Source organism: Actinocrispum sp. NPDC049592 (genome assembly GCF_040675465.1).
In the GTDB taxonomy this organism is placed as follows: Bacteria; Actinomycetota; Actinomycetes; order Mycobacteriales; family Pseudonocardiaceae; genus Kibdelosporangium.
On sequence record NZ_JBFAPA010000025.1, the window covers coordinates 163,700 to 179,940 of the forward strand.

Consider the following 16,241-nt stretch of genomic DNA (forward strand, 5'->3'; position numbering starts at 1 on the left):
AGTCGCAGGTTCAAGCCATGAGTATCCGAAACCTGATCGCCGCCTACGCCACCTACACCGACGCCAGCGAACTGTCGGCCAACCTCGGTGCGTCCGGCGACATCGATGTGACCACCACCAGCACGACACCCACGATCCTCGTGTCCGGAATGGACGTACTCATCCGCCCGGAACCCGTCCGGATCGTCACGGTGCTCTGACCGCCTTGCCGTGATCGCTTGTACCGCAGGCTGATCGGCTGCTCAGCAACGAGTGTCGAGCGTGCCGATCAGCCTGCGTAACTCGACGATGTCGGGTACCGGTTCGGCGTCCGGCAGCAAGGCCAGGGCCGCGCGCCAGCACTCGAGCGCGGCGGGCGTGTCACCATCGGCCTGCCGGGCCAGGCCCAGCGCATGCAGGGCTCGTGCGTGATCGAGCAGACCACCGGTGCTGCGGTGGATACCGGCGGCGCGCTGAGCGTGACCGGCGGCCTGCCCGGCTTCGCCGGAGTCCAGCCGGATCCACGCCAGCAGGGTCTCGGTCTGTCCCTCCAAGGTCTGGAATCCGCCAGAGCGAGCCAGTCGCAGTGCCTCCTCGGCATAACCGGTCGCCTCGTCGAGATCGCCGACCGACCGGCGGTGTTCGGCGTGACCGAGTGACGCCACGATCTGGGCCCGGACGTGACCGATCTGCTTGGCCAAGGCCAGTGCGTGCTGGCAGATCGCCACCGCCTTGATCGGGTCGCCCAGCCGGTGGTGGATCGAGGCCAGGATGGCCAGTGCGTCCGCCTCCTCGTCGTGGGCACCGGACTCGCGCGCGATCGCCACCCCTTGCTCGGCGTGCTCCACCGCGGCCCGGTAGTTCCCGAGCTCCCGATGCGTCTGGGCCAGCAGGCCCAGGACATCCGCCTGGTAGTGCAACACGGAGTTGCCGGTGTAGAGCCGCCATGCCTGGGTGAATTCCCCGATCGCGTCGGTACACCGGCCCCGGCGCAGCATCAGCTCACCCAGGATGCTGTGGCTCTCCCCCGCGACAACCCGCCCGCCGCCATCGGAATCGCAGAGCAGCAGCGACTGCCGCGCGGCTTCCTCGGCCTCCTGCAGGTTTCCCCGTTGCATCTCGACGAATGCCAGGTTGAGCAAACCCAGGCAGCTCACCTCGCGGTTACCGTGTTCCCGCGCGAGCCGCAGCCCTCGGGTGATGCGTCGGACGGCCTCGTCGAGCTCGCCCATGGCCTGGTAGACGTTTCCCATGGCGATCAGGGCACGTGCCTGGCCGATCAGGTATGCGTCGACTTCGTGTACCCGTAGTTCTTGGGTGTAGTGCCATAACGCGCGCTGGTACTCGGCATGCCGGTTGTACACCCCGCCCAAGGTGTTGTGCATCGCGGCCGCCGCACGGTTGTCGTTGTCCTTCGTGGCAACGCGCAGCACTGCGGTGCACGCGGACACCCCTTCGGCCCGGTACCGTCCTTGGGTGACCAGGTAGGACCGCAACGACTCCGCCATCGGCCAGGCGACGTCGCGGGGACCGGTTTGGATCGACTGCACGATCGCGGCGGTCACGTTGAGGAAGTTCTCGTTCATCCACGCCAGCGCCGCGGTGGAGTCCGCGAACCCGGCCGGCGGTTCGCCCGGCTCGTCGTGCGGCCTGAGCAGCTTGATCCACACCGGGTACAGCAGTTCCGCGGCCGCGTCCACATGGACCAGGTAGAAACGGTACAACCGCGTCCGTGCCGCGGTGACCGAGTGCTCGTCCTCCTCCAGGTGGCACTGTTCGGTGGCGTACAACCGGATCAGGTCGTGCAACTGGAACCGGCCGCCGTCCATGCGGACGACCAGGTTCGCCGCGGTCAACTGGTCGATCAGCAGCGCGGCCTGGTCGACGGGCAGGCCCGTCAGCGCCGCGCCCGCCTCGGCGTTGAAGTCCGGACCGGGGATCAGGCCGAGTAGCCGGAACAGCCGGGCGGCGGCGGGTGGCACGGTCGCGTACGACATGCTGAACGCCGCACGTACGGCGGCTTCGTCGTCACCGTCAATGGCAAGCCGTGCCAACAAGTTGCCCTGTTTGAGCTCCGCGGCGAACTCCTCGACCGAACTGGCGCCGCGCGAGACCAGATTGGCCGCGGCGATCCGCAGGGCCAACGGCAGATGTCCGCACAGATCGGCGATCGCGGCCGCCGCGTCGAGTTCCGCCTCGATCCGTGCCGTTCCGGCGATGTTGGCCAGCAGCTGGTACGACTGCTCCGGAGCGAGCATGTCCAGGTTGAACGGCCGAGCACCCTGCAGGGCCGTGAGCCCACGCAGTTCGTTGCGGCTGGTGACCAGGACCGCGCAGCCCGGGGCGTTGGGCAGCAGCGGCCGCACCTGACTGGGCGTGGCAACGTTGTCGAGCAGAACGAGAACCCGCCGGTCGGCCAACAGCGTCCGGTACAACGTGATCAGCTCATCCAGGTCCGACGGCACCTGCTGGTCCGGAACGCCCAGCGACGCGAGGAAGCGGGACATCACCTGGGACGGCGGCACGACCGGAACCATCGAGTACCCGCGCAGATCGGCGTAGAGCTGACCGTCCGGAAACCGCTCGGCCAGCCGCTGGCCGACGTGCACCGCCAACGCTGTCTTGCCCACACCCGGCGCCCCCGAGATCACCACGAGCGGCACCGCCGCGCTCGAACCGGCCACCAACCGCTCGGAGATCTCGCCGGTCACCACGTCCCGGCCGACGAAATCACCCGGACCAGGCGGCAGTTCCCTCGGTACCCGGCGCGGACCGACCACCGTGGTGGTGATCTCGATGGCCGACGCGACGGCGGGCGCCGCGACGGCCGGATCGTTGGTCAGAATCGCCTGGTACAGGCTGCGCAGCTGCGGGCTCGGGTCGATACCCAGCTCCTCGGCCAGCGAGTCCTTCACCGTCTGGAACACGGCGAACGCGTCCGCCTGCCGGCCGGCCCGGTACAGCGCCAGCATCAACTGCTCGCTGAACCGTTCGCGCAGCCGGTTCTCCTCGGCGACCACCTGGAGTTCCCGGATCAGCGCGGCATGCCTGCCCAGGCGCAGTTCCAGGTCGAAGCGCTGTTCGAGGACTTCGAGCCGTTCCTCCTCCAGGTGCGGCACCTCGGTGGTCTGCAGGCTGTCCGACGGCACATCCGCCAGCGGGCGGCCGCGCCACTGCGCCAACGCCTCGTGCAGCAGATCGGCCTGCTCGAACAGGTCCTCGGTGATCGCCGCCCGCTCGACCAGCCGCCGGAACCGGGACAGGTCGAGTTCGTCCGGCCCGACGATGACCTGGTAGCCGGTGGGCGCGGTCACCACCCGTTGCGGATCACCCAACGTGTTGCGCAGGCGTTGGATGTATGTCTGCAAAGTCGGTCGCGGGTTGCGCGGCGGGGCCGCTCCCCACAGGCGTTCAATCAGGACATCGGCACTGACGAGTTCGTTGGCCTGGAGCAACAACGACGCCAACAGCGCACGGTGCTTGCCCGCCACTATGGGCACCGGCCTGCCGTCGACGGACACCTCAAGCCTGCCCAGGATTCCGAAGTCCGTCCTCGAGTTCATCAGTACCCCCACCCGTGCCGCGGACGGATACCGCTTGCCGCGCGACCACCCGCTGACTGGCACGCTACCGCCTTTCCACCGGATCTGTGCCACGCGTCGCAGACGGGACCCGACAGCGTCGCGTCCGGCCGGTGTGCCAGGGTGGAACCGCGACCCCCGGCTCACTGTCCTAAGTAGACAGACGAATGGATCTCGATGGGCGGAACGTCGCGAAACGACCGGTCAATCCGGACAGGTGTGCCGCCGCCATGGACGCGTCGAGGAGGGTGCGGTGACCGCAGCGAGCCGCCGAGTGATCACGGATCCGGACGGCACGGTCCTGAGCTACGTGCCCAGGACACGGGACGGACGGCCGTGGGCCGACCGTGCGCGGGCCACCGGACCGGGCCCGGCGAGGATCGTGTTCGACCGGCTGGCCGGCTGGGCGGTGTCCTGTCAGGAGGACCTGGCCGGACCGCTGATCGCCCACGGTGCCGTGGTCGCCCGGCGCGGCAACCGGATGGCGTGTGATCTGCGAGAGGTCCCCCCGCCACCCCACTGGCGCGGGCAGCGGCCGCCCGCGGCGTTCCGGATCGTTCCGTGCGACCGGCCGGCCCGGGATCTGCTCGAAGCGTGGCGGGCGGCATACCCGGCGGATCACCCCGACCACTTCCCCGCCGACGACCAGACAGCCGTACGTGAACGCCTCGGCCCATTGATCGCCGGGCGGCTGTACGGACCGCTGCTGCCCTTCAGCGCTTTGGTCGCCAATCCCCGCAACCGGATCGTCGCCGCCGCACTGGTCAACGACTTCGCCGGCGAGGCCCCGCGGCCCGGCCCGTGGATCACCGAACTGTTCCGGCAACCCGCCCCCCTCCACGCCGGCCTGGGCACCCTGCTGCTCCGCAGAATCCTGGCGGACGCCGCACACGCCGGCCACACAGCCATAAGCCTCGCGGTGACCGAAGGCAACCCCGCACAACACCTCTACGCCGGACACGGTTTCCGGCTGATCGAGAAGATCGTGACCTTGTTCATCCCGTGATGGCGCACAGTCCGCCGATCATCATGAACCGCGGCTGCGAATACGAAGGCCTCCGCGTCCGCTCACATGCGAGTTCCCAGGCATCCCCGTCGGCTCATCGACCCGTGAACAGGTCACCGGCTGGCAGAAGGTCACCAAGCAGTACACCGACCGTCCCGCCGCCAGGACCGCTGTGAACATCGCCCGGTTCGTGATCGCCGTCCTTGTGCAGCACGAAAAGGCCGCGCCGTGGACCACGCCTCCGTCCCGGACGGAACGCGGGTGCGCCCGAGGTTCTCCCCGGCCGAGGGGATCATCGCAGTCACGTCCTTGTTGCGGTTGAACAGCACCATCGCCGCATTCGTGTCCCGCCAGACGACGCAGCGATCCAGCAACTGCGGCAGATCATGCTCAGTGAACATCTTCGGCCCAGTCCACCACTTGCACTCTGCGAGGAACACCGGTCCACCATCCCAGGGCAGGTAGATGTCGGTCTTCCCACGCTTGCCGAAGGTCTCCTCGAAATACTCCGCCACAATCACACCACGCCCAGCGATCACCGACTCGGCCGCCTCCCGCTGCCACGCGATGGAACTCGCCGCATCCTGATGCTCCACAGTAGACAGCCGACCGTAGAACGCGGACCGCAGACTCCCACCAACACTTGGCCGCGACCGGTGCGCGGCCCACGGACGGACTTTCCGTACCCACCCGGCAACAAGATCGTCACTCGCCATCGCCGGTCGACCTCCTCCACGCAGGTGGTTGCGCGACGCGGAGAACTCCGGCCTATGACACGACATCAGGCGTATTCACTCGAGAAGAGCAGCAGCGCCTCTATGTCCACAATGGCACACCGCGTGGACACCAGCCGGTCCCGAGCCTGGCAAAGCATGCACCACCGGGCCGCTCACCCCGGAGAGATCAACAAATCGGCGAAGCCAGCCGTCACGTCCTTGCTTTGTCCGAGTGGTCAGAAGCCGACCACCGGCCGGATGAACTCCGGCAGGACGGCGGGGTTTTCCAACAGCTGGACGCCCCGTATCCAGCTCTGCTTCCACCGCGCCACACAGGTCTTCGGCCCACCTGCGCATCTCCGTCGTCGCACACCAAGCGGCATACAGGATCTCCAGCGGGGTAATCCTCACGATTTCGCGCGCATGATCGCGCAGGTCTCCGCGAGGAACGACGCCATCGATGTCCAACACCGATCCACCCGGCTCACCGGCTGAGTGCTCGATCATCAAGGCCAGAGGACTCGCCGCGCCTTCGGGCACCTGGGCACGGGCGATGTCGCCGAGCTCTTGGGCGCTCAGCCCGTCACCGCCGTGTCTGATCACGGTGACGGCCATGACGGGTTCGGCGCGATCGCCACCTCCAAGGCGCTGTCTCTCGGCGTGGGCGCAGCCGGGGCGCTGGTCGTGGGCGTCATCGGAGCCGTGGGCGGCGGCATGCTGCGTGACGTCATCCTGAACCTGCCGCTCTCCCTCCTTCACGTCGGCACGCTCTACGCCGTCGCCGCCGGAGCAGGGGCCGGAGTACTCATCGTGCTCGTCGCATTCGGTACGTCGACACTGACGGCGGGTCTCGTCTGCGCCGTCAGTGACCGCCGTCGTGCGTCTGGCCGCAGTCCGCTTCGGCTGGACCTTTCCGGCCCGGCTTCAAGCGCTGGTTCTCCCAGAGATGATGGCCGGCTCCTTAGACCGACGTACAGTGACGGCCCACGTCACGCAGCCAACGTCGCATCGGCGTCCTGTACCTCGCGCGTGTGCGCCTCGTCTCCGGGTTCGCGAGCACCATTCCTCAGCCGCTGTCCTGCAGTGGCCATGGGAGGCGCACCCCGACCAAGCCTGGTGGACCGAAGGCTATTGATCCAGCCACCGATCGCGGTCTTGACCCGCTGAACTACTGGCTTAACCCACTCGCCACTCCGGCGGAGCGAGGCTGTCGTTCCACCGGCGCCGTGCGTCCGAATCGGGTCGATAGGAAACCACGACCCGCAGCGGGGTCCGGTTGGCCCTCGACTCGTAACGACCTACCTACTGTCGTCTTGGCGGTGCGGCGCCCCGCGACCGGCCAGCACAAGGTCCTGCTGCATCGTGAAGAAGGCCGGCTTCGGCTGCAGGTTGACGTCATAGGTTCCCGCGTAGCCCTCGCCGGTGAAGAAGCCGGGGACCCACGAGTCGGCATCGCCGAACCCCCAAACCGTGAACGACAGACAGCTGCGCACCGCCAGGCACGCCTTGAGCATCTGGTCGTAGTAGAACGCGTGCGCGGACGGCGCCAGCGAGTTCGTCGGCACCTGGCTGACCGGGTCGTCCACGAACGTCCGTACGTCGGCCTCGGTGATGGCCACCTTCAGCCCCAGGTTGGCGTACCGCTGCAGGTCCTGGCGCATCTTGACGGGGAATCCGTACTGCAGGTCGAGGTGGCCCTGGTCGCCGATGCCGTCGACCGGGACGCCCTGCGCGCGCATCTGCTTCACCCAGGCGTAGACGCCGTCGCTCTCGGCGTTCGAGCCGTCCTCACCGGCGATGTTGTAGTCGTTGTAGAACAGCAGTGCTTGCGGGTCGGCCGCGCGTGCCCACCGGAAGGCGTCGGCGAGGACGCCGGTGCCCAGGTGCGAGACCCAGAAGTTGTTCGGGTTGATCGTCGAGGGGTTGCTGTCGGTGAAGAACTCGTTGGCGACGTCCCATTGCCAGATCTGGCCCCGGAAGTGCGTGACCTCGTCGGTGATGTGCTTGCGCAGCAAGGCGCGGAGCTGCTCGTTGCTGATACTGCCGTCGGCCACGCCCTGGGTCAGCCACGTCGGGAGCTGGTTGTGCCACATCAACGTGTGACCGCGAACGAGCTGCCGGTGCTGCCGCGCGAACTGGACCAGCCGGTCACCGCCCGACCAGTCGTAGGACCCCCGCGTCGGCTCGACCAGCTGCCACTTCATCTCGTTGCCGGGTGTGACAGTGGAGAACTGGTCGCCCGCGATCTGCCGGTACGGCGCGTTGTCCAGGTCGAACGGGATGATCGCCGAGCCCACCCGCAGACCCACCTGCGCGCCCAGCGCCCGCAGCGAGTCGGCGGGCACGGAGCCACCACCACCCACCGTCGCGGACGCGGTGGAAACGGCGGCGAGCATGGCCACGCCCACAGTGACCACTGCAACCAAGCGCGGTCTCATACGACTGACTCCTTCGCAGGGGAGGAATTCGAAACTTTCGCTCTACACAAGGAATCGCCATCCCCGGCGGCCTCCAGCCGGCAGGAGGGAGAGGCGGCGTTCGCTCAACACGGGGCACCGTCCTTGCAGCGGTCGTGGTGACGTGAAGCACACCGCTAGCCAAGCGCCCACCAGGCTGCCCCAAGCGTGAGCCGATGTCAATCGTTATCGATAACGTTATCGAACATCCCCTCCACCATCGGCTGGGGTTGCGAGTCGTTCGCGAACTCGGACAGGTCACCGTGCTCGACCCGGCGCTCAAAGCCCAGCTCTCCGGCATGCATCAACTTCGTGGCGAACCGTCGAAGACCTCAACCGACACCGACACCGCTATCAATGCCTGGCCGTCGAAGGCGCACTCCCCCAGCGCACCGCAACGCCACCACACCTCACGACCATCTAGCGCAAGCTGTACGACCAGCGATGACACAAGGCGCGAGCAGTGCCGTCCGGTTAACCTTTCCGTTGGCGGTCAGGGAAAAATACCGCCATAGCGATGATGTGGTCCGGCACCAGGTAGCCGGAGAGTTTCCTGGCGAGATGTTCCCGGAGCTGCTCGGGAACAGCTTGCGCTGGGGTGACGAAGGCGACGAGCCGACGGCCGTCGTGTCGTTCGCCAACGCCAGTGACGGCGGTGCCGGTGACCGTGTCGTGGTCCAGTAGTGCAGCTTCGATCTCGCCGAGTTCGAACCGGAATCCGTGGATTGTGACTTGGAAGTCTTCCCGGCCCAGGAATTCGAGGTTGCTGTCGGGGATGTAGCGGCCCAGGTCTCCAGTGCGGTAGAGGCGTTCGCCCGTGCGGGGATGGCGGATGAACGAGGCGTTGGTCTTGTCTTCGTCGCGCCAGTAGCCCATGGCTGCGCCTGGCCCGCCGATGTGGAGTTTGCCGGGGCGAGACCCTCTCCCGGACGTGCCGGGAAAGGGTCGCTGACCAGCGGACTATCAGTGACCGAGGCGGGCCTCGATCTCGTCGGCTGCGCGGCGGGTGCCGCCCGCGGCCTGGATGTACTCGCGGAACCGCTGCACGCGGGCGGTCGCGGCGTCGTCGGCCGCGAGGTCCACAACGGCCTGCCGCAGTCCGTCCGCGGTGATCTGATCGAGCTGCACGATCTGCCCGAGGCCGAGCTCGACGACTCGTCGCGCGTCCATGTCCTGCTCGGCGACCTCGGGTGCGAGCAGCATCGGGGTGCCCTGCCGAAGTGCGGACATCACGCCGCCGAGACCGCCGTTGGACAGGAACACCTTGGCGTGCTCCAGGACCGCGAGCTGCGGCACCCAGGGGTGCACCTCGAAGTTCGGCGGCAACTCACCGATGTCACCGTTGTGCGCCGGGTCGCCGAGGGTGACCACCACATGCCAGTCCAGCCCCGCGAACGCCTCGCTGAACAACCGGAGGAAATCCACGCGCTGGTTGTGCACGGTGCCCAGCGAGATGAACAGCACCGGCCGGTCGCCGACCGGCGGTCGCCACGAACCGCTGAACACCTCACCGTCCACACAGGGACCGACGAACACGTAGTTCTCGGCGAAGGACCCGGCTTCCGGCTGAAACTCACGCGGCACGAACACCAGCGCCAGATCCTCCGCCCGGTTCAGCCCGCCCTCGTCGATCCCGTGCCGGGTGAACAGCTCCACCAGCCCCGACTCGATCACCTCGGCCTCTTCCGCGCGCGACCCGACCAGCAGTTCCCGCCTGCGCAGCGCGGGCCAGTCGAACGTGTCGTTGAACGCGAGGTTCGGATGGGTGAGCACGATCGGGACAGTCCACTTGCGACCGAGGACCGCGGCGGCGCCGTACATCATCGGGTCGAACACGATCAGGTCCGGCGGCGTGTCCGGCAACCGCTCCACATCGGACACCCGGCGGAGGCCTTCCTCGTAGAACCGCATACAGGCCAGCACGATCTCGGCCGTGTCCGCCTTGGGGCTCACCGCGGCCGGGATCGCTGCCAGCTCCGGCCCGTAGAGCAGCAGCTCGATCCCGGACCGCTTGACGTCACCGGCGAACTGCTCGGTCACCGCGTAGCTGACCCGATGACCTCGGCGCGCCAACTCCTCCGCGATCGTCAGGGTGGGATACACATGCCCGTACGCGGGCGCGCTGAGAAACAGGATGTGGGAACTCATGGGGTCCTTTCAGGAAAGGGCGGCGTGCACCTTTCGCACAGCCGCGGCGATGTCGTCGACATCCGCGTCCGTGTAGTTCTCGTTCCAGAACAGGATGAGCAGGGTGTCCTCCAACAGCCGTTCGGCCACCGGGCACAGGCCGGGCGGGTAGGTCCAGTCGCGGCGTGCGGGCGGGCTGGACAGCGGGAACCGGGAGTTGCCGTAGATCCGGCCGGACGCGAGCACCGGGGTGCGGTAGGCCGGTTGCTCGAACAGCCTGCCCTCAGCCGGGATCCCTTCCGCCCGAAGGGCTTGCGCCCATCGCAGGTTGCCGCCGCCAGGCAGCACCAGCGGGAACGACCAGAAGCTGTGCCCGCGTTCGTCGGGCAGTACGATCCCCGGCAGGTGACGCAATGCCGAGGTCAGCCGGCGCGCACTGGCCCGGCGCCGGCCGACCACATCGGGCAGCCGGTCGAGCTGCACCCGCGCGACCGCGCCCTGCAGCTCGGTCATCCGGTAGTTCATCCCGAACGTCACGTGCACGCGGGACGACGTGTCACGGGGCCGGCCCTTGTCCCCGAACAACCTGAGCCGTCGCGCCAGCTCCGGATCGGCGGTGATCGCCAGGCCGCCGTCCCCGCAGGTGATGTGCTTGTACTGCTGGAGGCTGAAGCACCCGATGTCGCCGTGCGTCCCGGCCAGGCCGCCCGCGGGTGCGGTGAGCAACGCCTGCGCGCAGTCCTCGATCAGCAGGATCCCGTGCTCCCGGGCGATCTCGCTCAGTTCACGCACCGGTGCCGGTGCGCCGAGCAGGTGCACCGCCACGATCGCGCGGGTCCGTTCGGAGATGCACCGTCGCACGGCTTGCGGCGCGAGGTTGCCAGTGACCGGATCCACGTCGGCGAACACCGGCACCGCGTTCTGCGCCAGGATGGCGATCACCGTGCCGAAGTCGGTCACCGGGGTGGTGATGATCTCGTCGCCGGGATCGGGGTTGAGCGCGCCGATCGCCATGTGCAGCGCGGCCGTCCCGGAGCTGCACGCGACCACGTGCGGGATGTCGTAGAGCCGCGCCATTGCTGACTCCAGGCCGGCGACCTGTGCGCCGCCCACCGCGTTGAGCCGACCGTCGGTCAGCACGGCTTGTACGGCAGCAAGTTCCTCGGCGCCGAACGTCCGGCCCGCCGCACTGGTGGCGACTGGGAACGGCCGGGTACGGACCGGGGGGCGGAACGTCGCCGTCACGCCCAGGCCACCGGTAGTTCGTGCACGCCGTAGACGACCATCTTGGTGCGCAGCGGCACCTCGGCGGCCGGGACGGCCAGGCGCAGGGACGGGAACCGGCGGAACAGGGCCGTGAACGCGACGCGCAGCTCGATCCGGGCGAGCTGCAGACCGGTGCACAGGTGGACACCGCCGCCGAACGCCAGGTGCCCGCTCGCCTGCCTGGTGAAGTCGAGCTCGTCGGGACGGTCGTAGCGGACCGGGTCGCGATTGGCTGCCCCCAACGACATCGTGACCGACTCGCCCGCACGGACCAGCCGGCCGGCGACCTCGATGTCCTCGAGTGCGGTCCGCACCGGGCCGATGTGGCTGACCGTCAAGTAGCGCAGCAACTCCTCCACAGCGCTGTCGATGAGCGTCGGGTCGGCCTGCAGCGCGGCGAGCTGACCGGGATGCTCCAACAGGGCGAACGTGCCGAGTGCCAACGTGTTCGAGGTTGTCTCGTGCCCGGCCATCAGCAGGATCATCGCCATGGTCACCAGCTCGCCGTCGGTGAGCTCGCCGCTGCTGACGAGCCGGCCGAGCAGATCATCGGCCGGATGGGCGCGTTTCTCGGCGATCGCCTCGTTGAGGAACGCCAGCATCGACGTCCACGCGGCGATCGTGTCCTCTTCCGAGGCGGACAGGTCGAACAGCACCTCGGAGTCGTGCTGGAACCGCTCGTGCTCGGTGTAGGGCAGCCCGAGCATCTCGCACATCACCAGCGACGGGAGCGGCAAGGCGAAGGCGCGCACCAGGTCGGCCGGCGATCCGTGCTCCGCCATGGCGTCCAGGTGCTCCTCGGCGATCTGCTCGATCCTCGGCACCATCGGCGACAGGCGGCGCGGGGTGAACTCAGGGCTGAGCAGTTTGCGGTACTTGTTGTGCTCCGGCGGGTCCAGCCGGGTGAACATCCCCGGCAGCACCTCGGGGATCTCCACCCGGTCCATCGCCAGTGTCGGGCGGACCAGGTCCGCGCGATGGCTGAACCTGCTGTCGGTGAGCACCGTCCGGACCGCCGCGTGACCGGTGGCGATCCAGCCGCGGTGCCCGTCCGGAAAGAGGAACGGGGCGATCGGGCTGCGGTCGCGGAGCAGGCCCAGTTCCTCGGGCGGGCTGAAAGGGCATTTCCGGTCGGTCGGAATGGCCGACATACCGTCCTCGATGTGCTCGGCTCGCATGTTCGTCGCTCCCCGGGGATGTGGCGAAAACCTGGGATGGAGCCTGGCACGCAAGCACATTCACCGGCGGGGACCGGCGTTCGGTGGTTGTCGTTCGGCAGTGCGGGCCGATCCCGAACAACTCCGGTTCAGGAGCCGCAAGCAGCGGGCTGGGGGCCGCTGCTGGGAAAGTCCTTCGCCAGCGACCGGCACAGTTCGCGGATCGCGGTACCGGTATCGATCGTCCACAAAGTGATCGTCTGGTCGCGGGCCGCACTGGCCAGCGTCCGGCCGTCGGGACTCCAGACCACGTCCGTCACGGTCGCGGTGTGGCCGAACAGCGTCGCCCACTTGGTGCCCGTGGCGGTGTCCCACAAAGCCACGGTGTCGTTGTCCCCCAACGTCGCGACCAGCCGGCCATCCGGGCTGAACGCCAGGAACTCGAACTGCGCGGTCGGATCGGTGAGCCGGCCCGTCCGCTCGCCGGTCGCGGGGTCCCAGATCGTCACCTCGCCGCTGCCCTCCCGGTAGGCCGCGGCGGCGAGCCGCTTGCCGTCCGCGCTGAACTCGACCGTGGCGGCCTGCCCGTCGTCGATCGACAGCTCGCGGTGGCCCTCGCCGGCGGTGTCCCACAGCAGCACCTTGCCGCTGGCGGTGCCGATCGCGAGGAGTTTGCCGTCCGGGCTGTAGTTGATGTCCAGCGCTGTCTGGCCGGACAGATCGCGGTCGCGCTGCTGGTGGGTCGCCAGGTCGGCGAACCGGATCGTGTGCCCGTCGATGATCATCGCCAGGGTGCGCGAGTCCGGGCTGAACACCTCCCGCTGGACGGTGTGGCCCTCGGTGCGCGGGATGATCGTCGCCGTGACGGCGAGCGTCGCCGGGTCGCGGACCACCACCTCCTGCAGGTAACTGGTGACGATCGACCGGCCGTCGGGGCTGAACACCGGGCCCCTGGTGTCGATCGGCGACGTGCCCGCACCCGGTGCGGTGGCGAGCGGGGTCCGGGTGTCGCGATCCCACAGGATCAGCGCGCCGTCTGGGCTGCTGCTGGCCATCGTCCCGCCGTGCGGGTTGAACGCGACGACGCTCACCGTGTCGACGTGTCCCAGGAACGGCAACCTGGTGCGGTCCCACAACAAAGTGCTGCCGCTCGCGCTGGTGCCGACGAGGTACCGGCCGTCCGAGCTGAACGCCACGTCGACGACCTTGTTGTTCTTGTTGCGGTTGAGTTGCGGGAGCCGAGCGCGGTTGCGGACGTCCCACATGAACAGGTATCCGCCGACGTCCACCGACACGAGCCGGTCGCCGGTCGGGTCGAAGACGACCCGCAGCACGCCATCCGTGTGGTCGAGGTCGGCGAGATGCGCACCGGTCGTGGCGTCCCACAGACGCACGGCCTTCCCGGCCCCGGCGGTCGCGATCGTGCGACCGTCCGGGCTGACCGCGAGCGACCGCAGCGGGGTGTCGATCGAGCCCACCACCGCCGAGGTTCGCGGGTCCCACAACGCCAGCCGGTTCGCGTCGTCGATGTAGGCGAGCAGCCCGGACGCGGTGAACGCGATGTCGCCGCGCTCGGACCGGTGGGTGAGCGTGGTCAGCGGCTGCATGGCGAGCGCGGACCACAGCTGGGTTCCCGTGTCGCCGTCGGCGGCGATCACTGTGCCGTCGGGGCTGAAGCGGACCTTCCCCACAGGTCCGGCCATCGTGCCGCGCGCGACGACGGAGCGGCCGGCGACGTCCCAGATCAGGACCTGGCCGTCCGCACCGCCCGCGGCCATGCGGGTGCCGTCCTGGTTGAACGCGACGGTGAGCACCTGGCCGAACTGCCCGGAGAAGTCGCCCACACGGGCGCGTTCCCCGACGTCCCACAAGTCGATGTGCCCCGGCCGGCCGGGAGTGGCGAGCCGGCTGCTGTGCGGGCTGAACGCCGGTTCCGCCACCAGGTCGAACGGGGCGGGCAGCATGGCGTCGTGGTCGCGCCTCGAAGCCAGGCTGAGCACCGCGCTGCGCGCCTCCGCGGTCGGGTAGCTGTCGTACGCCTGCAGGCTCATCCGCATCGCGGCGGCGACATCGCGACTCGCCACTGTGCTCGCCTCGGCGGCCAGTTGCCGGGACGTGGCGATCTCCCCGCTGCGCACGGCGTCCTGGCCTTGGCGCACCGCGACGACGGTGACCACGATGGCCGCTACCAGCAGCATCGCCAGCGCCGCGGTCAGCACGCGCAGCTGCCGGCTGCGCCGGTTGCGCAGCGCCTGTTCCCTCTGTTCGGTGTGCGTGCTGGCGTCCAGGAAAGATTGTTCTTTGCTGGTCAGGTTGTCGGGATGCCGTTCGGCCCACTCGGACGCGACGGCCAGGCGCACGCCGCGGTACAGCGCGCCGGGGTCTCGCTGCACCGACTCCCACGCTGCGGTGGCCTCGGCGATCTGCCTGTGCACGCGGATGCTGTCGCGGTCCTCCTCCAGCCAGTCCCGCAGACGCGGCCAGCAGCGGATCAGCGCCTCGTGGGCGATCTCCACGGTGTCGCGGTCCAGCGTCACCAGCCGCGCGCGGGCCAGGGTGTCCCGCACGACGTCGTCGTCGGTGAGCTCGTCGCGGTCCACCCGGCGTTTGGTGTCCTCGGCGCCCTCGCCGATCGTGATCAGCCGCAGCAGCAGCCGCCTGGCCTGCCGGCGTTGGTGCGGCGTCAGCTCGGTGTACGCACGCTCGGCCGTCTGCGCAACGGCGCCGTGGATGCCACCCGCCGACTCGTAACCCGCGACGGTGAGCGCGTTGCCCCTGCGCCGCTTCCACGCTTCGAGCAGCGCGTGTGACACCAGCGGCAGCATGCCAGGCTGGCCGTTGGCGTCGGCGATGATCTTCGCCAGCAGCGCGCCCTCGACCATGCCGCCGACCCTGACCGCCGGCTTGGTGATCGCCTGCGACAACTCGTCGGCGGTCATCGGACCGACGACCACATGGGCGTCCGTCAGCGCCTTGGCCAGCCGCGCGTTGGCCGCACAGCGATGATAGAAGTCGGCGCGCACGCTGAGCACGATCCGGCAGCGGCTGCCGGTGGACTCGGCGGCCGACAACAGCGCCTCGATGAACGCCTCACGCTGCCCGGCGTCCGAGCAGAGCGTGAAGATCTCCTCGAACTGGTCCACCACGAACAGCAGATCGACCTCGGGCGAGTGGCCGGCCATCACCTCGGCGACCACCTCGTGGATCGCCGCCGGGTCACCGGCGATCTGACGTGCCAGTTTGCCCTGGTCGCGCCCGGTCAGCGCGGCGAACTGGGAAGCGCACTCCCGCAACGGGTTCGACCCCGGGCTGAGCACCACGGCCGGGGTTCCGGCGGCCTGCGCCCTCGGCAGCACCCCGGCACGCAGCAACGACGACTTGCCAGCCCCGGACACGCCGAACACCACCAACAACCGGTGCTTGCCCAGCCGGTCAAGCACGTCGAGCACAAGCCGCTCGCGGCCGAAGAACCGCTCGCTGTCCTCCGCCTGGAACGCCGCCAGCCCGACGTACGGCGTCTCGGTGTCGTCGGTCCGCGGTGTGATCGCGGCGGCGAGCTCGCGCCAGCGCGTCTCCCAGTCGGTCGTGTCGCCACCACAGGCGCGGACATAGCCCAGGGTCACCGAAAGGCTCGGCAGTTTGCGCCCGCCAGCCGCGTCGGACAGCGTTCCGGGCGAGTAGAAGGCGCGGCGGGCCAGCTCCCGGTAGGGCGGTGAGCCGGCTTCCTCCCGCAGCGCGCGGAGATCCGCCGCGAACCGCAGCAGCTCGTCATCCCCGTCATCCAGCCGCCGTTCAGGACGAGGCACACCCACCTCCCCGAAGAGGGCCCACGTCGCTTGTTCCCCATTGTCGTTCGGCATCGAAACGGCGACACCGAACAACCGAACCGCACTATACATCGGTCTCACAGCCCCGAATGTGAGGGCTTCGGCCGGCCGGAATCGCGGTTTGCG

The 16,241-nt window shown here is 68.8% G+C and carries 12 protein-coding genes; 3 read left to right on the plus strand and 9 right to left on the minus strand.

Annotation, left to right across the window (positions count from 1 at the left end; genetic code table 11):
* The first annotated feature begins 17 nt into the window (after positions 1-17).
* Positions 18-200: a hypothetical protein gene (locus AB0J95_RS45640; protein WP_364772284.1), complete on the plus strand. Its 183-nt coding sequence runs from the start codon at positions 18-20 to the stop codon at positions 198-200.
* A gap of 42 nt (positions 201-242) precedes the next feature.
* Here AB0J95_RS45640 and AB0J95_RS45645 read toward each other — a convergent pair whose 3' ends face one another.
* Positions 243-3,542 carry a BTAD domain-containing putative transcriptional regulator gene (locus AB0J95_RS45645; protein WP_364772286.1) on the minus strand — a complete coding sequence of 1,100 codons (3,300 nt, stop codon included), beginning with the start codon at positions 3,540-3,542 and terminating at the stop codon, positions 243-245.
* Positions 3,543-3,813: 271 nt separating this feature from the next.
* Between AB0J95_RS45645 and AB0J95_RS45650 the strand changes: the two genes are divergently transcribed.
* Positions 3,814-4,566 carry a GNAT family N-acetyltransferase gene (locus AB0J95_RS45650; RefSeq protein WP_364772288.1) on the plus strand — a complete coding sequence of 251 codons (753 nt, stop codon included), beginning with the start codon at positions 3,814-3,816 and terminating at the stop codon, positions 4,564-4,566.
* A gap of 131 nt (positions 4,567-4,697) precedes the next feature.
* Here AB0J95_RS45650 and AB0J95_RS45655 read toward each other — a convergent pair whose 3' ends face one another.
* Both AB0J95_RS45655 and AB0J95_RS45660 read right to left on the minus strand, forming a co-directional pair.
* A complete protein-coding gene (locus AB0J95_RS45655) occupies positions 4,698-5,162 on the minus strand; it encodes a hypothetical protein (RefSeq protein ID WP_364772290.1) in 465 nt (154 codons plus the stop codon).
* 195 nt (positions 5,163-5,357) lie between these two features.
* Positions 5,358-6,041, minus strand: a complete 684-nt coding sequence (locus AB0J95_RS45660) for a hypothetical protein (protein WP_364772416.1) — start codon at positions 6,039-6,041, stop codon at positions 5,358-5,360.
* Between AB0J95_RS45660 and AB0J95_RS45665 the strand changes: the two genes are divergently transcribed.
* Positions 5,943-6,449, plus strand: coding sequence for a TRIC cation channel family protein (locus tag AB0J95_RS45665; protein ID WP_364772415.1), 507 nt, complete (start codon positions 5,943-5,945; stop codon positions 6,447-6,449). The two genes, AB0J95_RS45660 and AB0J95_RS45665, sit on opposite strands and share 99 nt — an antisense overlap.
* A gap of 131 nt (positions 6,450-6,580) precedes the next feature.
* Here AB0J95_RS45665 and AB0J95_RS45670 read toward each other — a convergent pair whose 3' ends face one another.
* The 6 genes from AB0J95_RS45670 to AB0J95_RS45695 all read right to left on the minus strand — a co-directional run bounded on the left by AB0J95_RS45670 (position 6,581) and on the right by AB0J95_RS45695 (position 16,094).
* Positions 6,581-7,720: an endo-1,4-beta-xylanase gene (locus AB0J95_RS45670; protein WP_364772292.1), complete on the minus strand. Its 1,140-nt coding sequence runs from the start codon at positions 7,718-7,720 to the stop codon at positions 6,581-6,583.
* Positions 7,721-8,212: 492 nt separating this feature from the next.
* Positions 8,213-8,614, minus strand: a complete 402-nt coding sequence (locus AB0J95_RS45675) for a hypothetical protein (RefSeq protein WP_364772295.1) — start codon at positions 8,612-8,614, stop codon at positions 8,213-8,215.
* Positions 8,615-8,701: 87 nt separating this feature from the next.
* The gene (locus AB0J95_RS45680) at positions 8,702-9,886 is read right to left on the minus strand and encodes a macrolide family glycosyltransferase (RefSeq protein ID WP_364772298.1); all 1,185 of its coding nucleotides are present in this window, start codon (positions 9,884-9,886) and stop codon (positions 8,702-8,704) included.
* Between the two features lie 9 nt (positions 9,887-9,895).
* A complete protein-coding gene (locus AB0J95_RS45685) occupies positions 9,896-11,110 on the minus strand; it encodes a DegT/DnrJ/EryC1/StrS family aminotransferase (RefSeq protein WP_364772300.1) in 1,215 nt (404 codons plus the stop codon).
* Positions 11,107-12,309 (minus strand): cytochrome P450, encoded by a 1,203-nt coding sequence (locus AB0J95_RS45690; protein ID WP_364772302.1) that lies wholly within the window; start codon positions 12,307-12,309, stop codon positions 11,107-11,109. The genes AB0J95_RS45685 and AB0J95_RS45690 overlap by 4 nt, the downstream gene beginning before the upstream one ends.
* A gap of 128 nt (positions 12,310-12,437) precedes the next feature.
* Positions 12,438-16,094: a hypothetical protein gene (locus tag AB0J95_RS45695; protein WP_364772305.1), complete on the minus strand. Its 3,657-nt coding sequence runs from the start codon at positions 16,092-16,094 to the stop codon at positions 12,438-12,440.
* Between the last annotated feature and the right edge of the window lie 147 nt (positions 16,095-16,241).

Coding starts and splice junctions, on each gene's coding strand:
- AB0J95_RS45670 (WP_364772292.1), bottom strand. CDS start 7,720: ATGAGACCGCGCTTGGTTGCAGTGGTCACTGTGGGCGTGGCCATGCTC.
- AB0J95_RS45675 (WP_364772295.1), bottom strand. CDS start 8,614: ATGGGCTACTGGCGCGACGAAGACAAGACCAACGCCTCGTTCATCCGC.
- AB0J95_RS45690 (WP_364772302.1), bottom strand. CDS start 12,309: ATGCGAGCCGAGCACATCGAGGACGGTATGTCGGCCATTCCGACCGAC.
- AB0J95_RS45680 (WP_364772298.1), bottom strand. CDS start 9,886: ATGAGTTCCCACATCCTGTTTCTCAGCGCGCCCGCGTACGGGCATGTG.
- AB0J95_RS45645 (WP_364772286.1), bottom strand. CDS start 3,542: ATGAACTCGAGGACGGACTTCGGAATCCTGGGCAGGCTTGAGGTGTCC.
- AB0J95_RS45640 (WP_364772284.1), top strand. CDS start 18: ATGAGTATCCGAAACCTGATCGCCGCCTACGCCACCTACACCGACGCC.